Annotated in this window: 23 protein-coding genes; 15 read left to right on the top strand and 8 right to left on the bottom strand. The window is 39.4% G+C overall.

Annotated features, from left to right (window positions below; genetic code table 11):
* Positions 1-103 precede the first annotated feature (103 nt).
* A complete protein-coding gene (locus FTU38_RS09555) occupies positions 104-406 on the top strand; it encodes a hypothetical protein (RefSeq protein ID WP_168379360.1) in 303 nt (100 codons plus the stop codon).
* A 163-nt stretch (positions 407-569) separates the two neighbouring features.
* On the opposite strand, the gene FTU38_RS09560 is transcribed toward FTU38_RS09555, so the two are convergent.
* Both FTU38_RS09560 and FTU38_RS09565 read right to left on the bottom strand, forming a co-directional pair.
* On the bottom strand, positions 570-869 hold the full coding sequence (locus tag FTU38_RS09560; protein WP_180111048.1) for an AzlD family protein: 300 nt from the start codon (positions 867-869) through the stop codon (positions 570-572).
* Complete coding sequence (locus FTU38_RS09565) at positions 866-1,612, bottom strand: AzlC family ABC transporter permease (protein WP_180009415.1); 747 nt, start codon at positions 1,610-1,612, stop codon at positions 866-868. The genes FTU38_RS09560 and FTU38_RS09565 overlap by 4 nt, the downstream gene beginning before the upstream one ends.
* A 142-nt stretch (positions 1,613-1,754) precedes the next feature.
* Between FTU38_RS09565 and FTU38_RS09570 the strand changes: the two genes are divergently transcribed.
* The 6 genes from FTU38_RS09570 to FTU38_RS09595 all read left to right on the top strand — a co-directional run bounded on the left by FTU38_RS09570 (position 1,755) and on the right by FTU38_RS09595 (position 7,377).
* On the top strand, positions 1,755-2,210 hold the full coding sequence (locus FTU38_RS09570) for an Lrp/AsnC family transcriptional regulator (RefSeq protein WP_180009416.1): 456 nt from the start codon (positions 1,755-1,757) through the stop codon (positions 2,208-2,210).
* Positions 2,211-2,530: 320 nt separating this feature from the next.
* A complete protein-coding gene (locus FTU38_RS09575) occupies positions 2,531-3,697 on the top strand; it encodes an ATP phosphoribosyltransferase regulatory subunit (RefSeq protein WP_180009417.1) in 1,167 nt (388 codons plus the stop codon).
* 66 nt (positions 3,698-3,763) lie between these two features.
* Positions 3,764-5,083: an adenylosuccinate synthase gene (locus FTU38_RS09580; protein WP_078189071.1), complete on the top strand. Its 1,320-nt coding sequence runs from the start codon at positions 3,764-3,766 to the stop codon at positions 5,081-5,083.
* 192 nt (positions 5,084-5,275) lie between these two features.
* A complete protein-coding gene (locus FTU38_RS09585) occupies positions 5,276-6,079 on the top strand; it encodes a M48 family metallopeptidase (protein WP_078194387.1) in 804 nt (267 codons plus the stop codon).
* A 97-nt stretch (positions 6,080-6,176) separates the two neighbouring features.
* Complete coding sequence (locus tag FTU38_RS09590) at positions 6,177-6,485, top strand: hypothetical protein (protein WP_078194385.1); 309 nt, start codon at positions 6,177-6,179, stop codon at positions 6,483-6,485.
* Between the two features lie 112 nt (positions 6,486-6,597).
* Positions 6,598-7,377 carry a M48 family metallopeptidase gene (locus FTU38_RS09595; protein WP_078194384.1) on the top strand — a complete coding sequence of 260 codons (780 nt, stop codon included), beginning with the start codon at positions 6,598-6,600 and terminating at the stop codon, positions 7,375-7,377.
* A 156-nt stretch (positions 7,378-7,533) separates the two neighbouring features.
* On the opposite strand, the gene FTU38_RS09600 is transcribed toward FTU38_RS09595, so the two are convergent.
* From FTU38_RS09600 to FTU38_RS09610, 3 genes are all read right to left on the bottom strand, one after another.
* Positions 7,534-8,016 carry a peptidylprolyl isomerase gene (locus FTU38_RS09600; protein ID WP_078189067.1) on the bottom strand — a complete coding sequence of 161 codons (483 nt, stop codon included), beginning with the start codon at positions 8,014-8,016 and terminating at the stop codon, positions 7,534-7,536.
* Positions 8,017-8,152: 136 nt separating this feature from the next.
* On the bottom strand, positions 8,153-9,454 hold the full coding sequence (locus tag FTU38_RS09605) for an NAD(P)/FAD-dependent oxidoreductase (RefSeq protein WP_168379354.1): 1,302 nt from the start codon (positions 9,452-9,454) through the stop codon (positions 8,153-8,155).
* 103 nt (positions 9,455-9,557) lie between these two features.
* Positions 9,558-10,871 (bottom strand): D-alanyl-D-alanine carboxypeptidase PBP6B, encoded by a 1,314-nt coding sequence (locus FTU38_RS09610; RefSeq protein ID WP_306670333.1) that lies wholly within the window; start codon positions 10,869-10,871, stop codon positions 9,558-9,560.
* Positions 10,872-11,051: 180 nt separating this feature from the next.
* Here FTU38_RS09610 and FTU38_RS09615 point away from each other — a divergent pair, with 180 nt between their 5' ends.
* Entirely contained in the window at positions 11,052-12,755 is a 1,704-nt protein-coding gene (locus FTU38_RS09615; protein WP_180108761.1) for a M61 family metallopeptidase, read from the top strand.
* 64 nt (positions 12,756-12,819) lie between these two features.
* Positions 12,820-14,460, top strand: a complete 1,641-nt coding sequence (locus FTU38_RS09620; RefSeq protein WP_218954048.1) for an LA2681 family HEPN domain-containing protein — start codon at positions 12,820-12,822, stop codon at positions 14,458-14,460.
* 32 nt (positions 14,461-14,492) lie between these two features.
* Here the strand turns inward: FTU38_RS09620 and FTU38_RS09625 are convergent, their stop codons facing one another.
* Positions 14,493-15,281: an rRNA large subunit pseudouridine synthase E gene (locus FTU38_RS09625; protein ID WP_180111050.1), complete on the bottom strand. Its 789-nt coding sequence runs from the start codon at positions 15,279-15,281 to the stop codon at positions 14,493-14,495.
* 189 nt (positions 15,282-15,470) lie between these two features.
* Here FTU38_RS09625 and icd point away from each other — a divergent pair, with 189 nt between their 5' ends.
* Together icd and FTU38_RS09635 are read left to right on the top strand one after the other, a co-directional pair.
* Positions 15,471-16,724 carry an NADP-dependent isocitrate dehydrogenase gene (gene icd / locus FTU38_RS09630; protein ID WP_180111051.1) on the top strand — a complete coding sequence of 418 codons (1,254 nt, stop codon included), beginning with the start codon at positions 15,471-15,473 and terminating at the stop codon, positions 16,722-16,724.
* A 418-nt stretch (positions 16,725-17,142) separates the two neighbouring features.
* Complete coding sequence (locus FTU38_RS09635) at positions 17,143-17,280, top strand: hypothetical protein (RefSeq protein ID WP_180004097.1); 138 nt, start codon at positions 17,143-17,145, stop codon at positions 17,278-17,280.
* A 301-nt stretch (positions 17,281-17,581) separates the two neighbouring features.
* Here FTU38_RS09635 and FTU38_RS09640 read toward each other — a convergent pair whose 3' ends face one another.
* Both FTU38_RS09640 and FTU38_RS09645 read right to left on the bottom strand, forming a co-directional pair.
* Complete coding sequence (locus tag FTU38_RS09640; RefSeq protein ID WP_180012098.1) at positions 17,582-18,757, bottom strand: YbfB/YjiJ family MFS transporter; 1,176 nt, start codon at positions 18,755-18,757, stop codon at positions 17,582-17,584.
* A gap of 233 nt (positions 18,758-18,990) precedes the next feature.
* Positions 18,991-20,421, bottom strand: a complete 1,431-nt coding sequence (locus FTU38_RS09645; RefSeq protein WP_078189059.1) for a pyridoxal phosphate-dependent aminotransferase — start codon at positions 20,419-20,421, stop codon at positions 18,991-18,993.
* A 228-nt stretch (positions 20,422-20,649) separates the two neighbouring features.
* Between FTU38_RS09645 and msrB the strand changes: the two genes are divergently transcribed.
* The 4 genes from msrB to FTU38_RS09665 all read left to right on the top strand — a co-directional run bounded on the left by msrB (position 20,650) and on the right by FTU38_RS09665 (position 24,532).
* On the top strand, positions 20,650-21,069 hold the full coding sequence (msrB, locus tag FTU38_RS09650) for a peptide-methionine (R)-S-oxide reductase MsrB (protein ID WP_078189058.1): 420 nt from the start codon (positions 20,650-20,652) through the stop codon (positions 21,067-21,069).
* Positions 21,066-21,554 carry a glutathione peroxidase gene (locus FTU38_RS09655; protein ID WP_078189057.1) on the top strand — a complete coding sequence of 163 codons (489 nt, stop codon included), beginning with the start codon at positions 21,066-21,068 and terminating at the stop codon, positions 21,552-21,554. The genes msrB and FTU38_RS09655 overlap by 4 nt, the downstream gene beginning before the upstream one ends.
* 101 nt (positions 21,555-21,655) lie before the next feature.
* Entirely contained in the window at positions 21,656-22,177 is a 522-nt protein-coding gene (locus tag FTU38_RS09660; RefSeq protein WP_180111052.1) for an energy transducer TonB, read from the top strand.
* Positions 22,178-22,498: 321 nt separating this feature from the next.
* The gene (locus tag FTU38_RS09665; protein ID WP_180111053.1) at positions 22,499-24,532 is read left to right on the top strand and encodes a TonB-dependent siderophore receptor; all 2,034 of its coding nucleotides are present in this window, start codon (positions 22,499-22,501) and stop codon (positions 24,530-24,532) included.
* Positions 24,533-24,641: the final 109 nt, after the last annotated feature.

Consider the following 24,641-nt stretch of genomic DNA (forward strand, 5'->3'; position numbering starts at 1 on the left):
GTATCTCGAAAATATTGAAAAACTTTAAAAAATATTCAAGCACAGCCGATTTATTGTTTAAGATGAAAGTCAAAGAAATATATAAAGAGTATTGAGCATGATGTTGATGTTACTTTGGGGATTTATTTTATTATTGGCGCTGGCGGTTATATTTTTAATTTGGCTACAGTTTAATCGTGACGTATCGCAATCTACCGCGCATGAAACCTTGCCACTTGAAGAAAAAGTGGTGCATCTAGAAGCCAACCTGAAAAAGACCTTGGAAATTATGCAAGACCTTGCAAAGAAAATGCATATCCAGCAAGAAGTATTAGATCAAACCACTCACAAATTACAGCAAGTTGAATTGCAAAATGCAGAATTGGTGAACATTTTGGCAAAAGTGGTCAAAACCGATCAAAGCTAATCGAAAGATAAAGAAGACTGCCCATAGCTCGATATCTGCATGAAGCATGTAATCTCAAGGTATGGGTATTTTTTTATCCAATAAGATGATTCCTAATATTCATCATCATTGGGTTTAAATCGTAGTTCTTTCGTTATTCAAAACATGATCGCGTATTACTTAGTTAAATCAAAATTTGTCTTAATACTGCTGCTGAAAGCATGCTAATCACAACGGTAGGCAATAACGAAAAACGTGATGCTGCAAATAGGGTAATAGCTATCGCAATCAGATCGGCAGGATTATCTTTGACAAAATAGGGCGCAATCACTGATATCAAAACACAGCCGGGGACAACTTCCATAATTTGACGTTGTTTGTTGGTGAGGCTACGGTTTTTCAGTAACACATAACCCAAGATGCGGGTCAGGTAAGTGGTTAAGGCTATAAATAGAATCGAGATCAGGGTGCTAGTGTGGATCATGCATCATCTCCAATTAGGAAAAATGCAGAAGCAATACCCGTAACTGCGCCAATCGGAACATACCAGCCCGCTGGGAGATAAAAATACGCCAGAGATGCGGCAATCAAACTGACCAGCCATGGGCGCGCCGCTTTAAAGCCTTTCCACATACCACGCAGTAAAACAAGAAATACAGCAGGGAAGGCCATGTCAAAACCAAGTCGACTAATATCGCCAAGTATCGGTCCAATTATTGCCCCTAGCGTGGTAAAGCCAACCCACATCAAATATAGAGCACAGCATAAGCCTGCATAGAACATTAAACTAAAGGCGCGCTGAATTCCCAAAACATTAGATTTTTTTTGCGCATCAGCCAAACCCACAGCCCAACTTTCATCGCACATAAAAAATAAAGCGGTATAAACCGTACGATTCGGTAAATGTCGTAAATACGGGACAAGGCTCGCCCCCATTAATAGGTGCCGACTATTCACTAAAAACGTAATAAACATCAGCATGAGAATATTAGGGGGATTGGTCCAAACTTGCAAAATGGCAAATTCAGAACCACCTGCAAAGTTAAGACCAGTCAAAAGCGGAACTTCTAAACTAGAAAAGCCTTTATGTGTTGCCTGAGCACCCAGAACTAATGCAAAAGGAATAATGCCCAGCAGCATTGGAATAGATGTTTTTAGACCTCGTTTAAACTCAATAGAATGCTCTGAATGGGTATGATTGAGTGTACTTTGTCTAAACATCAACATGACGTTTTCCATGAAGCGAGATCGAAAGCAATATTTTATGGATATCTGAGCAGCATTTGGCAGCTGTTTTGTGAAAGATTGCTTTTATTGTGCAATGAAATTGCTAAAATAAAGATTATTGTGAAATTTAGTGCCTTTATTGATGGATCAGATAGATAAACGCATTTTGCAAGCATTACAGCAAAATGGAAAACTACAAAATAATGAATTGGCCCAACTAGTTGGTTTATCACCTTCGCCGTGTTTGAGACGGGTTAAGCAACTAGAAGATGAAGGCTATATTGAGAAATATGTGGCTTTACTGAATCAGTCAAAATTGAATTTAAGTTTAACGGTATTTGCGCGGATTTGGCTAAAAGGTCAAGATGCAAAAACCGTGAATGATTTTGTCGCAGCGATTCAAACGATGCCTGAGGTGATTGAATGTCAACTCATGGCAGGAGATTGTGACTTTTTCTTACGTATCGTCGTGGCAGATTTAGAAGCCTATCGAAAGTTTCAGATTCATCATTTAACGCAGATCGCCAGTGTGCAAAATGTAAAAACAGAGATACCGTTACAGGCTGTTAAACTAACCACAGCGCTTCCTTTGGATTGATGTTCGAGTCTTAAATTAAGTTGTTGAGCCTGATCATATTTATAACTTTGTTTAAAACTTCATCTATAGAAAGTAGGATGCTTATTATTTTTTATCAAATGGTTAAAAAATAACGTTCATAGGATTTTAAAATAGAAGCATAAACATGGATTTAGTTGTAAAAGTTAAAGCTGTGGATGAAGTAATGAATGCTGAAGCATCTTTTATGAAAAAGTCGTGTGCAAGCGTAAAACTATCGTGCTAAACTAGGAGAAATCGGGTGTGCTCCCGATTTTTTTATGCGGATTTGTTCCGCGCTGACAAGAATTTAGGTTTACAACATGCCCATTTCAGAGACATGGTTATTACCTGATGGTGTAGCTGATGTACTGCCAGAACAGGCGCAAGTGATTGAATCTTTGCGTCGTGAAGCATTAGATTTCCTCGCATCTCGAGGTTATCAGTTGGTGTACACGCCATTCATTGAATACATCGAATCTCTATCTTCTCTTTCAGAATCGAATCAAGATTTAGACTTAGCCACTTTTAAAGTTATCGACCAACTTTCAGGTCGTTTGCTTGGTGTGCGTGCCGATATGACACCACAAGTGGCTCGTATTGATGCGCATGTACATCCTGTCGAAGGTGTAGCTCGTTATTGCTACGCTGGTACAGTACTACATACTAAGCCACAGGGTTTTAATACCACACGTGCACCTTTACAGTTAGGTGCAGAATTATTTGGTTCAGACAGCATTGATGCTGACGTTGAACTGATTGATGTCATGATCAACTTGCTTGCTAAAGCAGGTCATGCAGATGGTATCCATCTTGATTTAGGGCATGTCGGTTTATTCCGCAGCATGGTAAAACAAGCTGGCTTGAGCAAAGCGGTTGAACGTCAGTTATCTGACTTGTATCAACGTAAAGCTTTACCTGAACTTGCTGAATTCACACAAAGCATTCCAAATGGTGCTGACTTCTATACTTTAGGTCGTTTTGCAAGTGATTTAGATGCGTTACAAGCAAATTTAAGTGCTGAAGTTTTAAATAACGAAGCATTTAAACTTGCATTTGATGCAGTGAAATCGACACAAGCCGCAATTCAGGTGCGTTGGCCAGAACTACATATTGGTATCGATGTTGTAGAACTTCGTTCATATCATTATCACACTGGTTTAATGTATGCCGTATATGCACCAAACCGTGCTGCGCCATTGGCTCAAGGTGGTCGTTATGACGGTATTGGTGAACACTTCGGTCGCGCGCGTCCAGCGACAGGTTTCTCTTGTGATCTATATGCATTAACTGCAGGTCAAGTTCAGAAAAACCAAGTTTTGGTTGCACCAAAAGGCATCGAAGCAGATTTATTAAAGGCAATTGAGGCAGCACGTACCGAAGGATTCAGTGTTGTTCAATTGTTAGGTAATGATGATTTAAGCTCAGCACCGTATGCAACGCACCAGTTGGTGAATGCAAATGGCGAGTGGACAATCAAACAAATTTAATCTCGGATGTGCCTGCGGGCACACACGTTTTTTCCAATTTTAACAGCATGATGCAATGAGGCTATTATGGGCAAGAATGTTGTGGTACTTGGTACCCAATGGGGCGACGAAGGTAAAGGTAAGATCGTCGACCTGCTCACAGATCAAGCGGCTGCGGTAGTTCGCTATCAAGGCGGACACAACGCAGGTCATACACTTGTGGTTGGTGGTAAGAAAACTGTTTTACACCTCATTCCATCTGGTATTTTACGTGACAACGTATTGTGCTTAATTGGTAATGGTGTTGTTTTATCACCTGAAGCTTTAATCCACGAAATGGAAGTTTTAGAAAAAGAAGGCGTGCCTGTACGTGAACGTCTACGTATTTCTCCAAACTGCCCATTGATCCTTCCACACCATATCGCCCTTGACCAAGCACGTGAGAAAAAACGTGGCAATGCGAAAATTGGTACTACAGGTCGTGGTATCGGTCCTGCATACGAAGACAAAGTGGCTCGTCGTGCAATCCGTGTTGCTGACTTGGTTCGTGGTGGTGCTCATCTTAAAGCTCAACTAGAAGAGCTTCTTGAATACCATAACTTCCAATTGACTCAATTCTTCGGTGTTGAAGCCGTTAAAGTTGAAGATGTAATCGCTCTATGTGACGAATGGCGTAAAGTCATCGAACCTATGGTGATGGACGTTACTGGCGAACTTCATGCTTACCGTAAAGCAGGTAAGAAAATCATGTTTGAAGGTGCGCAAGGTTCACTTCTTGACGTTGACCACGGTACATATCCGTACGTTACTTCTTCAAATACGACTGCTGGTGGCGTAAGCTCAGGTTCAGGTCTTGGTCCATTACACCTTGACTATGTATTGGGTATTACTAAAGCGTACACAACTCGTGTAGGTGCTGGTCCGTTCCCAACTGAACTTGTTTATGATGCTGCTAACGATGTTGGTGATGCAATCGGTAAACACTTAGGTACAGTGGGTTCTGAATTTGGTGCGTCTACTGGCCGTCAACGTCGTTGTGGTTGGTTCGATGCTGAAATTCTACGTCGTTCAGTAGAAGTAAACTCACTTTCTGGTATTTGCTTAACTAAACTAGACGTTCTAGATGGTTTAGAAGAAGTGAAAATCTGTGTAGGTTACGAAGCAGCTGATTCTGGTTGTGTAGGTTCTTCTGATGCGCTTGCATTTGAAACTTTAAAACCGATCTACGAAACTATGCCAGGTTGGTCTGAGTCTACTTTCGGTGCGAAATCACTAGATCAATTGCCACAAAATGCAATTAACTACGTGAAACGTTTAGAGCAATTGATTGAATGTCCAATCGACATCATTTCAACTGGTCCAGACCGAGATGAAACAATCGTATTACGTCATCCATTCGACGCATAATGTTGTTGAATTAAGATGTAAAAGCCTCGCGAAAGCGGGGCTTTTTTATATAACGAAGAATACAACTTCAAAAAAGTTGATTAAATTTAAATGATGGAAAAATAAAGATTTTGAAAAAATAAGCATAAAAATATTGAGTCAGTCAATTTTTTGTATATATTTGACACTCTTTATAAATAACTAGAGATCATGATGAATTATAAAAAATCTTTGGCATGCTTTGCCGTAGCAGCTTCTTTATCAGGTTGTACCACGATTGCTGATCTTGCAGGTGCTGATTCTGCATCTTTGAACTTACAGGCAACACAGTCTTATAACGCAATGCTGAAAGACGCACAGACCAAACAAGTGCTCGATACCAAGTCTGCGACTTATCAAAAAGTAAACCGTGTTTTCTGGAAAATGAAACCATTTGCAGATCAGATGAATCAAACGGGTCAGGCTTTTGATTGGAAAGTTGCCGTGATCAAGTCTAAAGAAATCAATGCCTATGTCGCACCCGGTGGCAAAGTTGTTTTCTATACAGGAATCGTCGAAACACTCAAACTTACGGATGATGAAGTCGCTGCAATCATGGGTCACGAAATGGTTCATGCCTTAGAAGAACATGCAAAAAATAAAATTGGCGCTTCAGCACTAACCAATCTTGCGGTGAGTATCGGTTCACAATATGTAGGCAATGCTGCAGGCGGCTATGGTGCAACCTTGCTTGATTTGGGTAGTCAGTTCGGTGTGGGCTTACCATATTCACGTAATTTGGAAAGCCGCGCAGACAAAGGTGGCCTAGTGATGATGGCAAAAGCTGGATATAACCCAGAAGCGGCGATCTCGTTGTGGAAAAAAATGAATGCGAATGACAACAGTGGCAATGATGCACTGAGCAAATTTATGTCTACACACCCAAGTAACAATGATCGTATTGCTGCTATGCAAAAAATGATGCCAGAAGCACAGCAATATTATAAAAATGCGACACCATCGAGTGTACGTCGTTAATATCGGCTGTTTTCAAGACTAAAGTTGCATTTTAGTTCGCTACACACTTTGTGTTGAGTTGCTAAAATGCAATTTAAATTAGGAAGAGAAGTGCAGGATGCAAAAGAATATTTCGACGACCATTTTTTATTCTTTATTATTTGCGATGGGGGGAGCACCTACCATTGCCATGATGATTATTCGTGCCCAAACTCAAGATCCTCAATTGATTTATCAAGCCCTAATTGGTTTGTCGGTGATTATTGCCTGTATTCTTGTACCTATAGTTTTGATACAAAATGCTGTCCTATTTTTTAAGCGAAAAAATGTGCAGTTAGAAGAAAAAATCAAGCCATTAATGCATGTTTATTTAGGCTTGAATGTGGTTTGTTTAATCTATTGGTTGGTTCTTCAATTTTCAGCTTAAAAAAATTACATAAATACTATTATAAGTCGCTATAACTTCGTTTTAAGCTCCAAACCATAAGAATATAATATCCATAAATTCACTTATATTTTAATGGTCTGGAGTATCCTTAATGAAAAAAATAATTCTAACGAGCCTGTGTATGGCCGGTGTAATGACGATTTCGGGCTGTGCGACAGTGGCAGATATGGCAGGAGCGGATACTGCTACATTGAACGCGCAAGCAACACAAAGTTATAACAAAATGGTGACAGATGCGCGTTCTAAAAATCAGCTCGATACCTCTTCGAGTACATATAAGCGCATTAATACTGTATTCCAAAAACTACGTCCTTATGCAGACCAAATGAACCAAACGGGTCAAGCGTTCCAATGGCAATTGGCGGTCATGAAATCTGATCAAGTCAATGCCTTTGTAGCTCCAGGCGGTAAAGTTGTATTTTATACAGGTATCGTCAATAAACTAAATTTAACTGATGCAGAAATTGCAGCGGTTATGGGACATGAAATGGTCCATGCTCTTGAAGAACATGCAAAAAGTAAATTGGGTGCTCAAGCTTTAACGGATCTTGCGCTGAATATTGGTTTAAGTGCCGCAGGCAATAATGTCGGTCAATTGGGCACTGCTGCTGCGCAGTTAGGTAGTCAAATCGGTATAGGGTTACCGTATTCACGTTCTCTAGAAAGCCGTGCTGACCAAGGTGGTTTAATGTTAATGGCACGTGCAGGTTATAACCCACAAGCGGCGATTACACTTTGGGAAAAAATGAACAAGCTTGAAGGTGCGGGAGGTTCATCATTCCTGTCTACGCATCCATCAAACTCACAACGTATTGAAGCGATGCGTAAAAATCTACCTGCAGCGCAGCAGATTTATAACCAACGTCGTTAATTCATAAGAATTAATTATCCGTTTTAAAAAAGCAGGCCGTGGCTTGCTTTTTTGTATTTAATAGTTTGAAAAGTTCTTATATGGCATACCTATATCAGGCGCAATAAAAAAGGCAAAGTAAAAACTTTGCCTTTTTGCACTAGAGATCAGAAGATCTTAGTGGTGGTGACCGCCTGCACCGTGTACGTGACCGTGTTCAAGTTCTTCAGCAGAAGCCTCACGGATTTCAACGATTTCAACTTCGAAAGTTAAATCTTGACCAGCAAGTGGAAAGTTCGCATCAACAAGAACGTTGTCGCCTTCAACCGCTTTAACTGTCACGATTTGAACGCCGTCATCAGTTTGAGCTTGGAATTGCATACCTGGTTGGATGTTGTCCACGCCTTGGAACATTTGAGCAGGAACTTCTTGAACGAGATCAGGATTGTATTCGCCATAACCTTCAGCAGCAGGTACAGTTACAGTGAATTTTTCACCAACTGTTTTGCCTAAAAGAGCTTTTTCAAGACCTGGAATGATGTTACCAGCGCCGTGCAAATATGCTAGTGGCTCACCTTGAGATTGGTCGAGAGTTTCACCCTCTGCATTAGTCAATGTGTAGTGGAAAGAAACCACAGAGTTATTTGCAATAGCAGTCATGTTATTGATCCATTCAATTTTTTAAGGGTTACATCATAAAGTGAAATTGCATTTTTGTAGACTAAATTTATCAAAAAAATGCAATTTTTAAATGTTTATGATGCTTTTTTCATTAATCGGGGCAGATCTGTAAATTTCAATGCAATTTAATTTTAGGCGCGATTTTTCGTGTAACAAAATCTTTAGCCGTTAATAGTCCTGCATGTGCATAGCCGTAAATTGTGGCTTGATGCATTCGATACAATGAAACATACATTGATTTGGCAACAAAGCCTTGAACATTGACCTGACCTAAAAGTTCACCAACCGCTTTATGCTTGCTTAATGAGACTAGGGAGCCTTTGTCTGAAAATACGAACATTGGGAGTTGCTGACCACGGATGCGTGCCTTTAAGCAATCCACGAGAAATGACGCTTGTTGGCTGGCCACTTGAGCGCGTGGGCCGAGGACGGGTTCATCTGCACGCGGTTGGCAATGAGCACAATCACCAAAAGCGAAAATGTCAGGGTAGGCTTTGGTTTGTAGTGTTGCATACACACTTAAACGCCCCATACGGTCTTTTTCAAAACCTTCAAGCTTCGAAATCACTTCTGGTGTTTTAATACCTGCCGCCCAAACTTTCAGTTCAGCTTTAATTTTACTGCCATCATTAAAATAAACATGTTCAGCATCGACTTTTTCCACACGTTTAGAGGTTAACACTTCAATTTTCATGCGTTTTAATTGCTGCTGTGCATGCTCGGCCATTTTTTCAGGGAGTGCAGGTAGAATCCGATCAGCACCTTCAATTAAATTGATCTGTACGCTTTGCGGATGAATTTTATTTAAACCATATTTATAAAAATTATGTTTGGCTTCGACCAATTCTGCGGAGAGTTCAACGCCAGTTGCACCTGCGCCAATAATGGCAATTTTCAACTCACGTGCTGTATTGCTATTTTGCGCATCCAAATATAACTGTAAGAGATCTTGTTGGAAGATTTCAGCTTGTTGCAGACTGTCCAAATAATGGCAATGTTCATACACGCCCGGCGTGCTGAAATCGTTGGAAACTGAGCCTAAAGCAAGAACAAGGGTGTCATAACTCAGTTGCAGTTGTTCTTGAGTAGATTCATATTTACCTTGTTGGACTTTGCTGAGCTGAATGGTTTTTTCAGCAGGCTGAACATTTTCAAACTTAGCCAAGACAAATTCATAATGATGCTTCGCAGCATGCGCATAGTAGTTGATTTCTTCTTCGCTGACTGACATCGTGCCTGCGGCAATTTCATGCAAGAGGGGCTTCCAAACATGCGTGAGTTTCATATCTACGAGGGTAATGCGCGCTTTCTTTTTTTTACCGAGTAAATCACCGAGTTGTGTGACCAGTTCTAAACCACCGGCACCACCACCGACAATGACAATATGGTGTAACTTGGAGTCATCAGCGTTATTCATTGAATTACCTATTTTATTATTGTTGAAAAAAAGAAGATGGCACGAGTATGCCATCTTCTTTTTTGCACGAATAACGAATTGTCTTACAAGTTACATAATCACATCATTGACCTAAAGGGTAGGTTTTAACTTCTGCTGAATCAGTATTAAAGATGCTAAAAAGACCTTTGATCCACATCATGAAACGCTCAAAAATATTGGCTTCTTCAATTTGCACGTCATCTTCGATATCAAAGGTATTGATCAGCTGATTATTTTGATAAACCGTAACGGTAGCTAATTTCATCACTTCAGCCAATGGCGCAGTGAGTTCTTTTTCATTTACTTCAACACTCAGTTTAGTCTGTGTTTCGTGAAGTGGTTCAATGGCTTGAATTTGACCATTGTCTGTATTTAAAAGAATACGTTGCTGTGTTGGGTCAAAAGCTTTTAAATCGATGGCATAAGCTTGATCATAAAGCGAAGTTGTAATCAGCTTAGGTTGTTGAGTTTCTACCTTAAACATTTTCAAGGTTGATTTAACCACAGGTAATTCTGCAATTAATTGCTTATCTTTGATTGCAACTTCATTACGGGTATAGGTATAAGCCAAGTTCATGAGGCTGTGAGCCACTTCAGCACGTTTTAAGCCACTTTTCGCCCCTAATACCACAACAATCAAACGACGTTCTGGCGCGTCAGGATTCGCGATCAAACGGTTGGCTGTTAAGGCTAAGTTATAACCTGCAGCTTTGGTAAAACCTGTTTTTAAGCCATCAACGGTGGGATCTTGTTTTAATAAGATATTGGTTGCACGGTGGAAGCGTTGGTTATAACTAAAACTTTGTTGTTTTGAATAATATAAATAGTCAGGTGTTTCGGTCACTAGCGCTTGCCCTAAACGTGCAAGGTCAGCCGCCGAAGAGTAATGTTCTGGCATGGTAATGCCGGCTGGATTTTGAAAATTAGTGTCATTCATGCCCAAAGCTTTGGCTTCTTTGTTCATGCGTTCAATAAATTTTGGAATATCACCAGAAATGCGTTCAGCTAAAGTCACAGCGGCATCATTGGCAGACATGACCACAAGACCTGCCAAAAGCTGATCAACTGAAATTTGTTCGCCTGCTTTGAGATACATTTGTGATTCATCCCATTGAACCACTTGTACAACTGGGGTTGCGGTTAGGATTTCATTTTTCTTTAAATGACCTGCTTTAATTTCCTTTAAAGCAATATAAGCCACCATCATTTTGGTAAGTGAAGCAGGGGCACGCTGAACATGGCTATTATGTTCTGCAATCACCTGACCCGACTGAGGGTCTAAAATGGTCCAAGCTTCAGCTTCAACGGTTTCAGGGACAATATTTAAAAGGGCAGCATTTGCTATCGTGGAGCATAGAAAACTAAGCAGCGCGATGAGGTAAATCATGTGTTTCAATGAGGTTCCTTAACCAACCATTCCGTTGGTGGTAAAACGAAAAAATTTTTAGGCATGCTATGCCTTTTTTTTTCTGCTGACTAGTCATTATTGTAGACAATTGCGACAGTTCCGCATTCAGTTGTAAAAAATGTTAATCTAATTGATAAGTTATCTTTTATTTATTTTATATCGCCCATTATGTTGCATTATCAAATCGAATTTGACGATTATCGTCAGCATCTAGTCCATGTCACTGCACGTTTCTTGGCAAATCCTACACAGGTGCTTTCGTTGCCTACTTGGATTCCCGGAAGTTACTTAATCCGTGAATTTTCGAAGCATATCGAAGCCGTTCGAGCATATGATGAAGATGGGCGTTTGTTACAAATTGAGAAATTTGAAAAAAATAAATGGCGTTTATTCAATACAGATCATGAGTTGATCACGGTTGAATATGATGTATATGCCTTCGATTTATCGGTCCGTGGTGCTTATGTCGATCAAAGCCGTTTATATGTCAATCCAGCTTGCGCATGTTTAGGTTTAGTTGACCAAGAAGATACAGCCATTGAGGTTGAAGTTTTCTTGCCACCCGAGTTAAAGCATTTCCAACTTGCGACTGGATTAAAGTCAAAAAGTTTAGTGAAAGGTCGTTATACCTTATATGCAGATAACTATGCTCAGTTAATTGATGCACCGTTTGAACTGGCGGAACAAACCCGTTTTAGTTTTGAAGCCAACGGCATTCCGCATGAGTTTGTGGTGTCGGGCAAACATGCTATGAACGCGCAGCGTATGCAGCAAGACATCGAAAAAATTTGTTCGACTGAAATTTCAATGTTTGGTTCGGCGCCATTTAAAGACTATACCTTTATGACCATGGCAACGGTCAATAGCTATGGTGGTTTAGAGCATCCAAACAGTACGAGTTTAATTAGCCCGCGTGATGATTTACCAAAAGCCAATGAACCTGTAGAACCATCGGCAGATTATCAACGTTTCTTAGGGTTATGCAGCCATGAATATTTCCACTCATGGTTGGTAAAATTTATCCGTCCAGAAAACTTTGTGAATTATGACCTCAACAAAGAAGGCTATACCTCTTTGCTTTGGATTTTTGAAGGTTTTACATCGTATTATGATGATTTGATCTTGCTGCGTAGCGGTGTGATCAATCAGGATTCTTATATCAAGCTTTTAAAAGCACAAATTGATCGCTATTTGCAAAATCCGGGTCGTGAGATTCAAACTGTGGCTGAATCAAGCTTTGATGCATGGGTGAAATTCTACCGTCAGGATGAAAACTCAAATAACGCAGGTACAAGTTACTACAACAAAGGTTGCCTCGTTGCATTGTGTTTAGATCTAGGCTTACGCCTGCGCGGTTCTAGCCTTGATGCCTTAATGCGTAAGCTATATGAAAATGCGCAAAATGGCATTCAAGTCAATGAACGGACTATTTTCAATTTATGTAATGAATTAACAGGTGATGATTGGTTAGAACAAATCAATCACTTGATTAATACTACAGATGAATTGCCGTTAGATCAGTTGTTCCCTGAGTTTGGCTTAAGCTATACACTCAAAAATGACAAATCATTGCCATTTGGTTTAAAACTGGCTGATAAGCCTGAAGGTGTGTTGGTTCAGTCTGCTCGCCGTGACGGTGCGGCGGCAAAAACTGGCTTGTCTGCAAATGATGTGATTATTGCAATTGATGGTCTAAAAGCAACCGTTAAATTGGCAGAAAAATATGCCAAGCAAGATGGAACTTATACCGTACTGGCATTCCGCCGTGATGAGTTGATGAGCTTTGAAGTAGAAGCGGCAGGTTCAGAATTGACGGAAGTTGAACTTAAAGTGGAAGATCAGGCTAAAGCTGAGAAGTGGTTGAAGGCTTAATTTGAAAAACATTTAAATTTCATGTAAAACCCATACTTAGTATGGGTTTTTTATTAGAAAAATTATGGAATTGGGGCTGCAACAATTAAATTCATTTGCAGGGTTGGTAGATGATTTATTATTGGATACAAGTCGAAAAGCTGAATTAATAAAGTGGTTTAATTTTCATTTTGATAACGAGTTCACTTTTACTGATGATGGCTGTAAAGGCTATTTTTACTATATTTTAGCGAATTGTAGTTCAGAAATTTATAAATATCAGGATGAGCATTGGTTTTCGAAAAACTTAATAACTACGGTTAATTTGTATGAGAAGTCATTATATATCCTTAAAAAAACAAATGATAATCATGGATTATTATCATTTGTTTTAACAAATTTTGGGAATTTTTTATCTTCAATAGGGCGCAGTTTTTGTGCTCAATATTATTGGGATCAAGCAATAAAAATGGATAATAACCCTGTAGCGTTAGTTGCTAAAGCACAAGGTGTAATTTTTAGGTCAAGTCAACTGTATGACCAATCACATGTAAATATTCATTACTATTTTGCAAATCAGTTGATAAAGCAGGCATACATGAGTTTTGATGCTTTAGAAGAGGAACAGAAAATTCCGTTAAAGGAGACAGGTGATTTATATCATTTTACTTGTTGGTATCAAGAGCACTTCCAAGATACTGATTTTGATTATGTAAAAGAATATAAACAAAAGACAAAAACTAAGGCTGAGCTTAGGTATCTAGTTTGGAGTGCAGAAAACAAATTATTTTTAAATGACTTAAACGATTTATTTGAGGATGAAATTGTACTTCAGGACATTTTGGGGCTTCCTGATATGACCTATAAAATTAATTCGTCTTTGAGCCTTAAAGAAAGTCTCGTATATCATTCAAATTTTGATGAGCTTAGAAATGAATATACTTATGCTAGATTTTTAATTTTTCAAGCTTCTGAAATAAAAACGGATACTCAACATTTTTATAATAAAACCTATCCACATGTGTATGATACTTTACATGCAATTGATAATTTAAAAACATCACAAATGAAATCGGCTTTTAGAATTTTATATTCAATTTTTGACAAAATTTCATACTTTTTAGCTAAGTATTTAGATTTAGAAATGAATGATCGTCAAATTACTTTTTCAAAAGTTTTTGGATGGAATGAAAATAGAAAATTTAAGCCACGTGATAAACTGAAGGATTCAAAGAACTACTTTTTACATGCTTTGTTCTATATTTTAAAAGAAATTGAATCTGATCAGCTGAATGGTCATGATAAAGTGAGCGAATTAAATTCTAGAGAAAAAATTGAAAAGCCTAGATTATCAAAAATTCGTAATTGTCTAGAGCATAGGTCTTTTAGAGTTATTGATGATTTTGGATATGAATTAAATACCAAATTTGATATGACGTCAGAATTTGCATATCAGAACTTAAAAGATCAGCAGAATATTTTAATAAAACAAGGCGAAGTAGAGACTTTTGAATATCTGGAAATCTTAGAAAAGATAAAAGAAAAAGAAAAGAAAGCAAACTATATTTTAGAAATACCTTTATCAGAATTTGAAAACTCATTAATGGATCTTGTTCGATTAGTTAGAAATTCTTTGATGTATTTATCTTTTGCAGTGCAGTTTGAGGAAAAGATGAAACCTCAACCTGAGGGGCTAATTTTACAGCGAGAAATTCCATTAAAATAAAGCCCACTTTCGTGAGCTTTAATTCTTAAATCTTAACGTCCGTTACGACCACGGCCACGAGGGGCTTTGGTATTCGGACGAGTTGTACCATTGGTACGGCGTTTTGGTTTTTCGCTCTCATCCATTTGCCAGATACGTTTTGTACCAGACTTTTTCACTGAGCCATCTTTATTCTTACGAACCATTGGCTTACCACCTGTACCGCCAGGTTTTTTCACATAAGAGCGCGAACGGTAAGGTTCTTCTGCAGGTACATTTTGAAAGTCAGGGTAAAGTAACGGTTCAATTTCTTTGGTTTTACCTGGTTCTAAACCCAATTGAACTAAATCGATGGCACCAATACGTGTACGAATTAAACGTAAAGTCGGGAAACCTACTGCTGAAGTCATACGACGAACTTGGCGGTTACGGCCTTCGCAAATTTGGATTTCAACCCAAGAGGTTGGAATGTTTGCACGGAAACGTACAGGAGGATCACGATCCCATAACCATTCTGGCTGTTGCACTTTAATGGCTTTGGCTGGTAAGGTCATACCATCTTTTAGCTCAACGCCTTTACGTAATTGTTCAAGCGCTTCTTCTGTGATGTCGCCATCGACTTGCACTAAGTAGGTTTTGAACTTTTTATTTTCAGGATTGGTGATGTACTGATTTAAACCACCATGATCGGTTAAAAATACCAAACCTTCGGAGTCCATATCTAAACGACCTGCAATACGTAGACTAGGATCGTCCACGAAGTCAGATATGGTCATATGCGCTTCGTCTTTACGGAATTGGGAGAGCACGTCATATGGCTTGTTTAAGATGACGATTTTCATAGGAAATAACTTCTATTAAATACAATAATTCAAATTGGTTAAGATTTATTCAATAGGGAAATGCAGCTATTTCCCATCTAAATCTCAAAAAAGGTAGATTTGCTTTAGAGTATTATGCGTGAAGCGCAATTAAAAGTCTTATCAAACAGCAATTATTTTTTCACTCGCTTCTCAGGGAGGATCATAAAAATGGGTTATCAGAAGATCGTCGTTCCAGTGGATGGGACAAAAATTACAGTAAATTCAGACTTATCATTCAATGTTCCCAATAATCCAATTATTCCATTTATTGAAGGTGATGGTATTGGTGTTGATATCACGCCCGTGATGAAAACTGTGGTGAATGCCGCAGTACAAAAAGCTTATGGTGGAAAACGTGCCATAGAATGGATGGAAGTTTATTGTGGTGAAAAAGCCAATAAAATTTATGGTACCTATATGCCCGAAGAAACCTTTGAGGCTTTACGCGAATTTGTAGTTTCAATTAAAGGGCCGTTAACGACACCTGTCGGTGGTGGCATTCGTTCGCTAAATGTTGCACTACGTCAAGAATTAGATCTCTACGTCTGTGTGCGCCCAGTACGTTGGTTTAAGGGCGTTCCTTCACCTGTTCAGCATCCTGAACGTACAGACATGGTGATCTTCCGAGAGAACTCAGAAGATATATACGCTGGGATCGAATGGAAAGCAGATTCACCTGAAGCCAAGAAAATGATCAAATTTCTTAAAGAGGAAATGGGCGTCACCAAGATTCGCTTTGAGGAAAATTGCGGTATCGGGATTAAGCCTGTATCTAAAGAAGGTTCTCAACGTCTAGTGCGTAAAGCCATTCAATTCGCCATTGATAACGATAAGCCGAATGTCACTTTGGTGCACAAAGGCAATATCATGAAATATACCGAAGGGGCGTTTAAGGAGTGGGGCTATGAAGTCGCAGTTGAGCGCTTTGGTGGTGAATTGCTAGATGGCGGTCCTTGGGTCAAAATAAAAAATCCGAAAACTGGCAAAGAGATCGTGATTAAAGATGCGATCGCAGACGCATTTTTACAACAAATTCTAATGCGTCCGACCGATTATTCAGTCATTGCTACCCTAAATTTAAACGGTGACTATATTTCAGATGCTTTGGCGGCCGAAGTTGGCGGTATTGGTATTGCACCGGGTGCCAATATTGGTGGCGCTGTGCAAGTATATGAAGCGACACATGGCACAGCGCCTAAATATGCGGGTCAAGATAAAGTAAACCCAGGTTCTATTATTCTGTCTGCAGAAATGTTGCTGCGAAATATGGGCTGGACAGAAGCTGCAGATCTAATTATTAAAGGTATTGCAGGGGCGATTGAAGCCAAAACAGTGACCTATGATTTTGAACGACTCATGCAAGGTGCAAAACTCTTGCGTTGTTCGGAGTTTGGACAAGCCATCATTGAGCATATGGACTAAGTTTATTTGCTAATCTAGGTGTAAAAAAGCTAGGTGTATAAAAAGGCTAGGTAAAAAGGACTGAATGATTCAGTCTTTTTTATGGGGAATAATTAAAAACACAGAATCATAGCTTCTCAATACCATTCAAAAAACAGCACTCAAAAGGTGACTTCACGCAATCAATCAGATGGTCTGGCATGCTTGTCATGTTACTAAAAGTTTAAAACCACACTATTCGAGTGAACTTAAGTAATGCAGAAAATAGAGGGGGATTGATTTCAAATTAATTATTCTCCAGAAATTTTACAATGACGTAATTCGAAACATTTATCGGGTTGGTTCCATGAAAATTAGCGGTACATTGGTTGTTGTCCTTTAGTAGATGTACATCTAGTAACAGTACATTGTGACACTTATGATGATAAGGAGAAATGAAATGTCTCGTAAACAGCATCAACAAAACCAACAAACTGATCAACAGCAGCAAAATGATCAGCAACAGCAACAGCAACAAGACCAAAAAAAACAGAAACAACAGCCACATCAACGAAATCAGCGTCAACAACATCATTAGTAGGCTAAAGACTTTGTGAATCAAAGTTCATTTGGCCGAATGGTTTTTAATTGATCGAAATTTAAGTTTTATACGTAGACGAGAAGGAGATGAATTTGTCTAAGAAAACCAAATCACTTAAAAAGGAAATTAAAGCGAGGTTGAACAAAATTTCAAAGCATAATTCTGCTTTGAAAAAGTTAAAGAAAAAGCTGAAAAAAGCTTAGTCCATTCACGATTTATCAAAAAGAAAAGACCTATTTAAATAGGTCTTTTCTTTATATACATGATTGGTGATGTAGTTGAATGTCTTGTGATCTACCTAGACGAGATGCTTACTTAATTTTGCAGTGCGAGTGAACCAAAAGAGTTGTAGTGTTCCAATGAAGAGCACGCATGCGGCCAAAATAAATTGCTGTGAATAATCAATACCGATTCGCTGTAAAAAACTAAAGCTTATACCGCCAATCAATTGAATAGATGCAAAGCACAGGGTTGCAATACTCCAGAGCTTTTTATAGGCGCTACCATAGATTTGCAGAATGGTATAAGAGGTAAGAAAAACCACTGCTGGATTGAGTAGGCCTGTAGCAAAAGAAGATAAAAAAGTAAAAAGTGGATGGATATTAATAATTGCTATAAAAATCGCGAAGACATAGCAGCTATATAAAATTTTAAGAGCGCTGATATTTCCCAGTTTTTGTGCTAGGCAGTAAGCAGCAAATGCCCCTAAAGCACTCCCCAGACCATATAAAATCCAATTGAAATTGATCCCGATCGGGCTCAGGTGTAGGGTGTGAGTTAAATAGTCAATCCAAAATAATGAATGGGGCACGTAAGCAAAAGCACTGGTGCTATACACAATTAAGAGACAATAGAAAATTCCATCGACTTTATGTTCTACTGCAGGAATCGCGGTGAGTGTTGTGAGCTGTAATTTAAAACTCTTCAAAAGCACGCTGAGTAACATACAAATCAGGCTTGAAAAAGCAAACAAAATCAACCAAGCCCACATTGTCGAAATTTGTTGGATGTAAGGCAAAAATAGCGTTGCCATTAACACCCCTAAGCCAATACCACTGAAACCAATAAAGTTGATTTTAAAGCGGTCTTGAAGCTGTGAACATTGGGCCACGACACTTGGGGAGAGGATCATTAGTAAGCCGCCGCTGATCCCTGAAATAACGCGCCAAGTGCTATACCAAAGTTCTGAAAAACCTGAAAATGCACAACTGAGTAAACTGAGTGTCCCTGCAATAGCTGCGAGTTGGATATAATTCACCATGCTTTTATTTTGGGGTAATTTCATGGCCCAAAATGCACCGATCAAGTAGCCGAGCAAATTGGCACTGCCTAAGATGCTGGCAAAACTTGGGCTCCAACCAAATGCTTCACGGGTTGAAGGGAGTAGTGCAGTATAGGAAAAACGTAAGATCCCGATGCCTAGGCACATGCTTAGACAGAGAAATAGGCTCAGTTTAATTTTGTTAGAGAACATCCTGTACTCATGTATTTTTATGATTGGTTAAAAAATAACATGAATATGCTGTAGAAAAATCAACAGATCTTAAAGTTTTGACTAAGGTCTAAGCTCAAAATAAATTATTAAAAACTTAACTATTCAAAAAGATAGCTGTGGTGTGAGTACAGTATAGAAATCAAATTTAAGGATACAGTAATAAAAAAACCGTACAGCACGTACGGTTTTTTTATTTTTAAAGCACTTATGAATTAACGCATTTTCGCCAAGAAACGACCTAAACGAGTCAGTGCTTCACGTAGTTCATTTTCAGCAGGCAAGAACACCACACGGAAGTGATCAGGTGTTGGCCAGTTAAAGCCCGTACCTTGAACCAAAAGCACTTTTTCAGCACGGAGGAAATCCAACATGAATTTCTCATCGTCTTGAATTGGGTAAATTTCAGGGTCCAGTTTAGGGAAGCAGTACATAGCACCCTCTGGTTTCACACAAGACACACCCGGAATATCATTCAACATTTCCCAAGCAATGTTGCGTTGTTCATATAAACGACCGCCAGGACGGATGAGATCATTAATTGATTGATAACCACCTAGTGCTGTTTGAATCGCATATTGCGCTTGGTGGTTGGCACACAGACGCATCGACGCGAGCATGTCTAAACCTTCAATGTAGTCTAGCGCGCGTGATTTATCGCCTGTAATTGCCATCCAGCCTGAACGGTAACCTGCAATTCGATATGCTTTAGATAAGCCATTGAAAGAAATACACAGCTGATCACCCGCCAATGAAGCAACAGAAACATGCTCAATACCGTCATAAACGATCTTGTCGTAAATTTCATCAGCAAATAAAATTAAGTCGTATTTCTTCGCAAGAGCTACAATTTGCTCAAGCACATGACGTGGGTAAACCGCACCTGTTGGGTTGTTCGGGTTAATCACCACGATACCGCGGGTATTCGGGGTGATTTTACTTTCCATGTCGGCAATATCTGGATACCAGAAGTTTTCTTCATCACATTTATAGTGAATAGCTGTACCGCCAGAAAGGTTAACTGCTGCTGTCCAAAGCGGATAATCTGGCATAGGCACTAGCATTTCGTCGCCATCGTCGAGCAAGCCTTGCATTGCCATCACGATCAGTTCAGATACGCCATTACCAACATACACGTCATTCACGTGCATGTTTAAGATACCTTTTTGTTGATAATACTGACAAATCGCCTTACGCGCAGGGAAGATGCCTTTTGAGTCGGTATAACCGATTGCATTTGGCAGGTTGAGTGCCACGTCGTTAATAATTTCTTGAGGCGCTTCAAAACCAAAAGGTGCGGGGTTACCAATATTTAATTTAATAATTTTATGGCCTGCCTCTTCCATCTCATTGGCCGCTCGCAACACTGGTCCGCGAATGTCGTAGCAAACATGCTCGAGCTTAGACGATTTCTTAATTTCGCGTGGGGTGTTAAACGTATTCGGCATTTTTATATTCTCGGAAAGAGTGGAGGTCACTTTTGCATAACGGTATAAATAGCTTTTAAATGTCTCGGTCGTTACTAAATCGAGATGATGTTCGTCTCTGAGTAAAGCAACTATTTTTTCATGCGTAAACCCTGCCTGTTGATATTGTTTGATCACGGGCAGCAGATTTTTAAAAATTACGCTCTTTTTCTGCGACATTTTTTAATCCTGAGCAAGAGTAGCGCTAAGATTATCACTAAAGTTGCTCACAAAAAAGCATTTAATTTGGCATTTTGCTTACCATTGATTTAGATTTGCTTACCTTTTGCTTTTTTGGTCATTATATAGATTTTGTAAATTGTTGAATAAAGACTAGAAATTTAAGAATGAATGACGTAAATATAGGATTATCCTATTTTAAATACCACGATATAAAGGGACGTCATCATGGGAAAACTCAATAAAACAGAAAGAGAATGGCAAAGAGAATTGTCACCAGAAGAGTTTCGCATAACGCGTCAGAAAGGCACGGAGCAAGCTTTCACTGGAAAATATTGGAATACTAAACAAGCTGGTACTTATGTATGCCGTTGTTGCGGGGAACCGCTTTTTTCTTCTGAAACAAAATACGATAGCGGTTGTGGTTGGCCTAGCTTTTATAAGCCGATTGAACCTGCTGCGGTGGAAGAAAATGTAGATACGACACACGGTATGGTCAGGACAGAAATTGTTTGTCATCATTGTGACGCACATTTAGGGCATGTTTTTGCTGATGGCCCACAGCCGACTGGATTACGTTATTGTATTAATTCGGCATCCTTAGAATTAGAAACAAAAGAAAAAAATGATGAGGAAACTTATCCATGACAACTATTCACCAGTTTGAAGCAGAATTACTGGACGGAAGTAATAAATCCTTTGCAGATTATGAAGGTAAGGTTTTATTAATTGTAAATACCGCCAGCAAATGTGGGTTCACTCCTCAATTTGCAGGTTTGGAGAAAATTTACGAACAATATAAAGATCAAGGTTTGGAGGTTTTAGGCTTTCCATGCAACCAATTTGGTGGACAAGATCCGGGCTCGAATGATCAAATTGGCGCGTTTTGTCAAAAAAACTATGGCGTATCTTTCCCGATGTTTGCCAAAGTAAATGTAAAAGGCCCTGAAGCGCATGTGATTTTCCGTTATTTAACCAATAACTCGAAAGGCGTATTGGGAAATGGCATTAAGTGGAATTTTACGAAGTTTTTAATAGGGAAAAATGGTCAGGTCTTGAACCGCTATGCACCCACGACCAAGCCTGAAACCTTGAATGAAGATATTGAAAAAGCTTTGGCTCAGTCTAAATGATGTGAATCATTGGTGGAACTGAGGTTGATATAAAGGCGCGAAAGCGTCTTTATTTTTTTGGATGTTTTATACTGACGGCTCTTTATTTGAAGGTCATCACATTGTTTAGGCAGATAGTTAAACGTCGAATTTGTGTTTTAACGGTTTTTTTACCCGTATGTGTGGGTACAGCATGGGCAGATAGCAATCTGAGCGCATCTGAAGTTGTAAAAACGTCTGTTGATGCCAGCAATCTAGACCGCACGACAGATGCTCGGGTCAATGCATTATTGCAATTATTAAAAACACCTGTTGAAGAATACCAACCTACGCGTGTTGCCGATGTAATTGATCCACATGTCAAACCGAAAATGTATGAAGTCTCTTGGGTAAATGCACCACAATATGTGCTGTCTGCGTCTGAAATGAAAACATATAAGCATCCTGTCAAACTACAGCTCACCGTGATTGCTGCAACAGGCTATATTGGTAGCTCAAAACTCATCGCAAGTTCAGGCTCTAAAAGCTTTGATCAAAAAGTACAAAAATCCCTATTGGTTGCGCGACTTGAACCCATTCCGATGGTCGATAAAAATCTCAGTTATACCGTTGAACATGGATTTGCTATTCATCCACCTCAATAAGCCTGTAGTAGAAGGCATATGTTAATCATTGTCTTAAGCTCCGAGAATGATTTGTCATTGTTTGGGTTTTCATCTGATAGATGAAGCTTGAAAATTGGTTTCATGAGTGGAAATTAAATTACTTAATCCTTGTGTATTTGATGAATGAAATCGCTCTTCGGCAATCAGGTGGGTGTAATTCATTAAGTTGAGCTTAATAAAAAATTACAATTAAAAAATAAAAAGTAATAAATAAAAAGCATCGCAAAAGATGAAATGAAAGAATAAATGCTAATCATTATCATTTATTATGTGTGCGTATTTTCTAGGATTACTCTCCCAATGTTAAAAATGAAGCAGCTCTGTGTGATGATGGCGTGTGCTACACAAGGGTTCACATATGTTTATGCGAATGAAATCGCTGAAACGGAACATCCCGCTGCCAATATCGATAGTACTGAAGTTCAAACGCTAGAAGCCATTAATGTGGTCGTGAGAGCGGATGCTTCTGCAAATGGTTTAATGAAGCCTTATACAGGGGGGCAAGTCGCGACAGGTGGTAAAGTGGGCATTTTCGGTAATCAGAAAAATTTAGAAACACCATTTAATATCACTAGTTATACCCAGCAATATATTCAAGACCGCCAAGCGAAAAGCGTTGGGGATGTGCTACAAGCAGATGCTGGTGTGCGTACCGCCAAAGGTTATGGGAACTTTCAAGAAGCCTATTTTATTCGTGGTTTTGCACTGGCATCAGATGATACGGCATATAACGGCTTGTATGGCATATTGCCGCGCCAATATATTCCAACAGAACTGTTTGAGCGGGTAGAAGTCTTCAAAGGTGCTTCGGCATTTTTAAATGGTGCAATCCCGGGAGGAACAGGAATTGGTGGTTCAATTAACTTGCTTCCGAAACGAGCCAGTAATGATCCCTTAACACGTGTGACGGTGGGGACAAACTTCAATGGTGCCTATGTGGCATCGGATGTATCACGTCGCTTTGGGACAGATGATCAATTTGGAGTGCGGGTCAATACCGCTTACCATGATGGTGGAACCGAGATTGACCAAGAAAAGAAAACACTTGGATTGGCTTTGATTGCTGCGGACTACAAAGGGGAGCGTCTCCGCCTATCTGGTGATTTGGGGTATAACAATAACCGCCTTGCAGAAAATCGACCGAGTTTACGTTTAACCAATGCGGTTACACAGCTTCCGAGTGCAGCCCAATATGCTAATTATCATGGTCAAGCGTGGACTTATTCAAACGAAGAAGATTTATTCGGAAGTGTACGTGCAGAATATGACATAACCGATGCAACGACAGCCTATGCAGCATATGGTTTTCGAACATCAGAAGAAGCCGGTGTTTACTCAAGCCAGCAATTAAGTGATACCGCAGCAGGAACAGCAAAACTTTCTGCATCGATGATTCCACGTAAAGATCGCAATCATTCAGCAGAACTGGGTGTGAAAACTCAATTTGAAACAGGTGCTTTAAAACATCAAGTGGTCGCTTCTGGTTCTTTATATCGTGCAGATAAACGCTATAGCTATGGATATGCCACCAGTTTGAATGATAATTTTTATGATCCGATTTACACCGAAGATTCAAACATTGACAAATGGTTGGGGGGAGAAGGGACTTATCCAAAAGCGGGTGTCAGTACGTTGAAAAGTTTTGCCTTGGGCGACAATATTTCGATGTTAGATGATCGTTTAACGCTCATGCTGGGTGCGCGTTATCAGGAAGTTGATCAAGACGTATATTCTTACGGAACCTATAAATACAATATTAATAAAAATCAGCTCACACCAGTATTGGGCGTGAGTTATAAATTAACGCCTGAATGGTCTATGTATGCCAATTACATCGAAGCTTTGGTTCAAGGCGAAGCGATTTTGGATAGCGAAGGCAACAACTTTATTGCCGATCCATTTGTGTCGAAACAAAAAGAACTGGGCGTGAAATATGAAAATGGCTTGATTGGTGGAACATTGAATTATTTCTATACAGATCGCCAAAAAGCCTCAGTGAATAGCTCGGGGACTGCACAAATCAGTCAAGCGACGAATATTCACCAAGGGCTTGAATTTAATGCCTATGGTCAATTAACAGATTCAATCAAGATATTGGGCGGTGCAACTTGGATTGATACCGAGCAAAAAGACACATACCAAGGTTTATTTGATGGACATCGTGTGATCGGTGTGCCGGAGTTCCAAGCCAATGTCGAAGCGGATTGGAAACTACCGATTGAACAAGATGTTAGTGTAAATGGGCGTGTTGTATATACGGGTTCAACTTATGCAAACAATGCCAACACATTGAAACTTAAAGATTGGACACGTATAGTGTCAACGGCATTCTAAAATTGACCCCTTTTACCTTTCAAATGGCAAAGTAAAATTGACCCCTTTGATCTCGTATTAAGTTTCAACCTGGGGCTGAATCCCAATTCTTTTTTTATCCTTCAAACGA

Source organism: Acinetobacter sp. YH12098 (genome assembly GCF_013419235.1).
GTDB lineage: Bacteria > Pseudomonadota > Gammaproteobacteria > Pseudomonadales > Moraxellaceae > Acinetobacter > Acinetobacter amyesii.

What these genes read in the sequence shown, in the direction of transcription:
- FTU38_RS09560 (WP_180111048.1), bottom strand. Translation starts at nt 869, where the DNA reads ATGATCCACACTAGCACCCTGATCTCGATTCTATTTATAGCCTTAACC.
- FTU38_RS09565 (WP_180009415.1), bottom strand. Translation starts at nt 1,612, where the DNA reads ATGTTGATGTTTAGACAAAGTACACTCAATCATACCCATTCAGAGCAT.
- FTU38_RS09570 (WP_180009416.1), top strand. Translation starts at nt 1,755, where the DNA reads ATGGATCAGATAGATAAACGCATTTTGCAAGCATTACAGCAAAATGGA.
- FTU38_RS09575 (WP_180009417.1), top strand. Translation starts at nt 2,531, where the DNA reads ATGCCCATTTCAGAGACATGGTTATTACCTGATGGTGTAGCTGATGTA.
- FTU38_RS09580 (WP_078189071.1), top strand. Translation starts at nt 3,764, where the DNA reads ATGGGCAAGAATGTTGTGGTACTTGGTACCCAATGGGGCGACGAAGGT.
- FTU38_RS09585 (WP_078194387.1), top strand. Translation starts at nt 5,276, where the DNA reads ATGAATTATAAAAAATCTTTGGCATGCTTTGCCGTAGCAGCTTCTTTA.
- FTU38_RS09590 (WP_078194385.1), top strand. Translation starts at nt 6,177, where the DNA reads ATGCAAAAGAATATTTCGACGACCATTTTTTATTCTTTATTATTTGCG.
- FTU38_RS09595 (WP_078194384.1), top strand. Translation starts at nt 6,598, where the DNA reads ATGAAAAAAATAATTCTAACGAGCCTGTGTATGGCCGGTGTAATGACG.
- FTU38_RS09600 (WP_078189067.1), bottom strand. Translation starts at nt 8,016, where the DNA reads ATGACTGCTATTGCAAATAACTCTGTGGTTTCTTTCCACTACACATTG.
- FTU38_RS09605 (WP_168379354.1), bottom strand. Translation starts at nt 9,454, where the DNA reads ATGAATAACGCTGATGACTCCAAGTTACACCATATTGTCATTGTCGGT.
- FTU38_RS09615 (WP_180108761.1), top strand. Translation starts at nt 11,052, where the DNA reads ATGTTGCATTATCAAATCGAATTTGACGATTATCGTCAGCATCTAGTC.
- FTU38_RS09620 (WP_218954048.1), top strand. Translation starts at nt 12,820, where the DNA reads ATGGAATTGGGGCTGCAACAATTAAATTCATTTGCAGGGTTGGTAGAT.
- FTU38_RS09625 (WP_180111050.1), bottom strand. Translation starts at nt 15,281, where the DNA reads ATGAAAATCGTCATCTTAAACAAGCCATATGACGTGCTCTCCCAATTC.
- icd (WP_180111051.1), top strand. Translation starts at nt 15,471, where the DNA reads ATGGGTTATCAGAAGATCGTCGTTCCAGTGGATGGGACAAAAATTACA.
- FTU38_RS09635 (WP_180004097.1), top strand. Translation starts at nt 17,143, where the DNA reads ATGTCTCGTAAACAGCATCAACAAAACCAACAAACTGATCAACAGCAG.
- FTU38_RS09640 (WP_180012098.1), bottom strand. Translation starts at nt 18,757, where the DNA reads ATGTTCTCTAACAAAATTAAACTGAGCCTATTTCTCTGTCTAAGCATG.
- FTU38_RS09645 (WP_078189059.1), bottom strand. Translation starts at nt 20,421, where the DNA reads ATGTCGCAGAAAAAGAGCGTAATTTTTAAAAATCTGCTGCCCGTGATC.
- msrB (WP_078189058.1), top strand. Translation starts at nt 20,650, where the DNA reads ATGGGAAAACTCAATAAAACAGAAAGAGAATGGCAAAGAGAATTGTCA.
- FTU38_RS09655 (WP_078189057.1), top strand. Translation starts at nt 21,066, where the DNA reads ATGACAACTATTCACCAGTTTGAAGCAGAATTACTGGACGGAAGTAAT.
- FTU38_RS09665 (WP_180111053.1), top strand. Translation starts at nt 22,499, where the DNA reads ATGTTAAAAATGAAGCAGCTCTGTGTGATGATGGCGTGTGCTACACAA.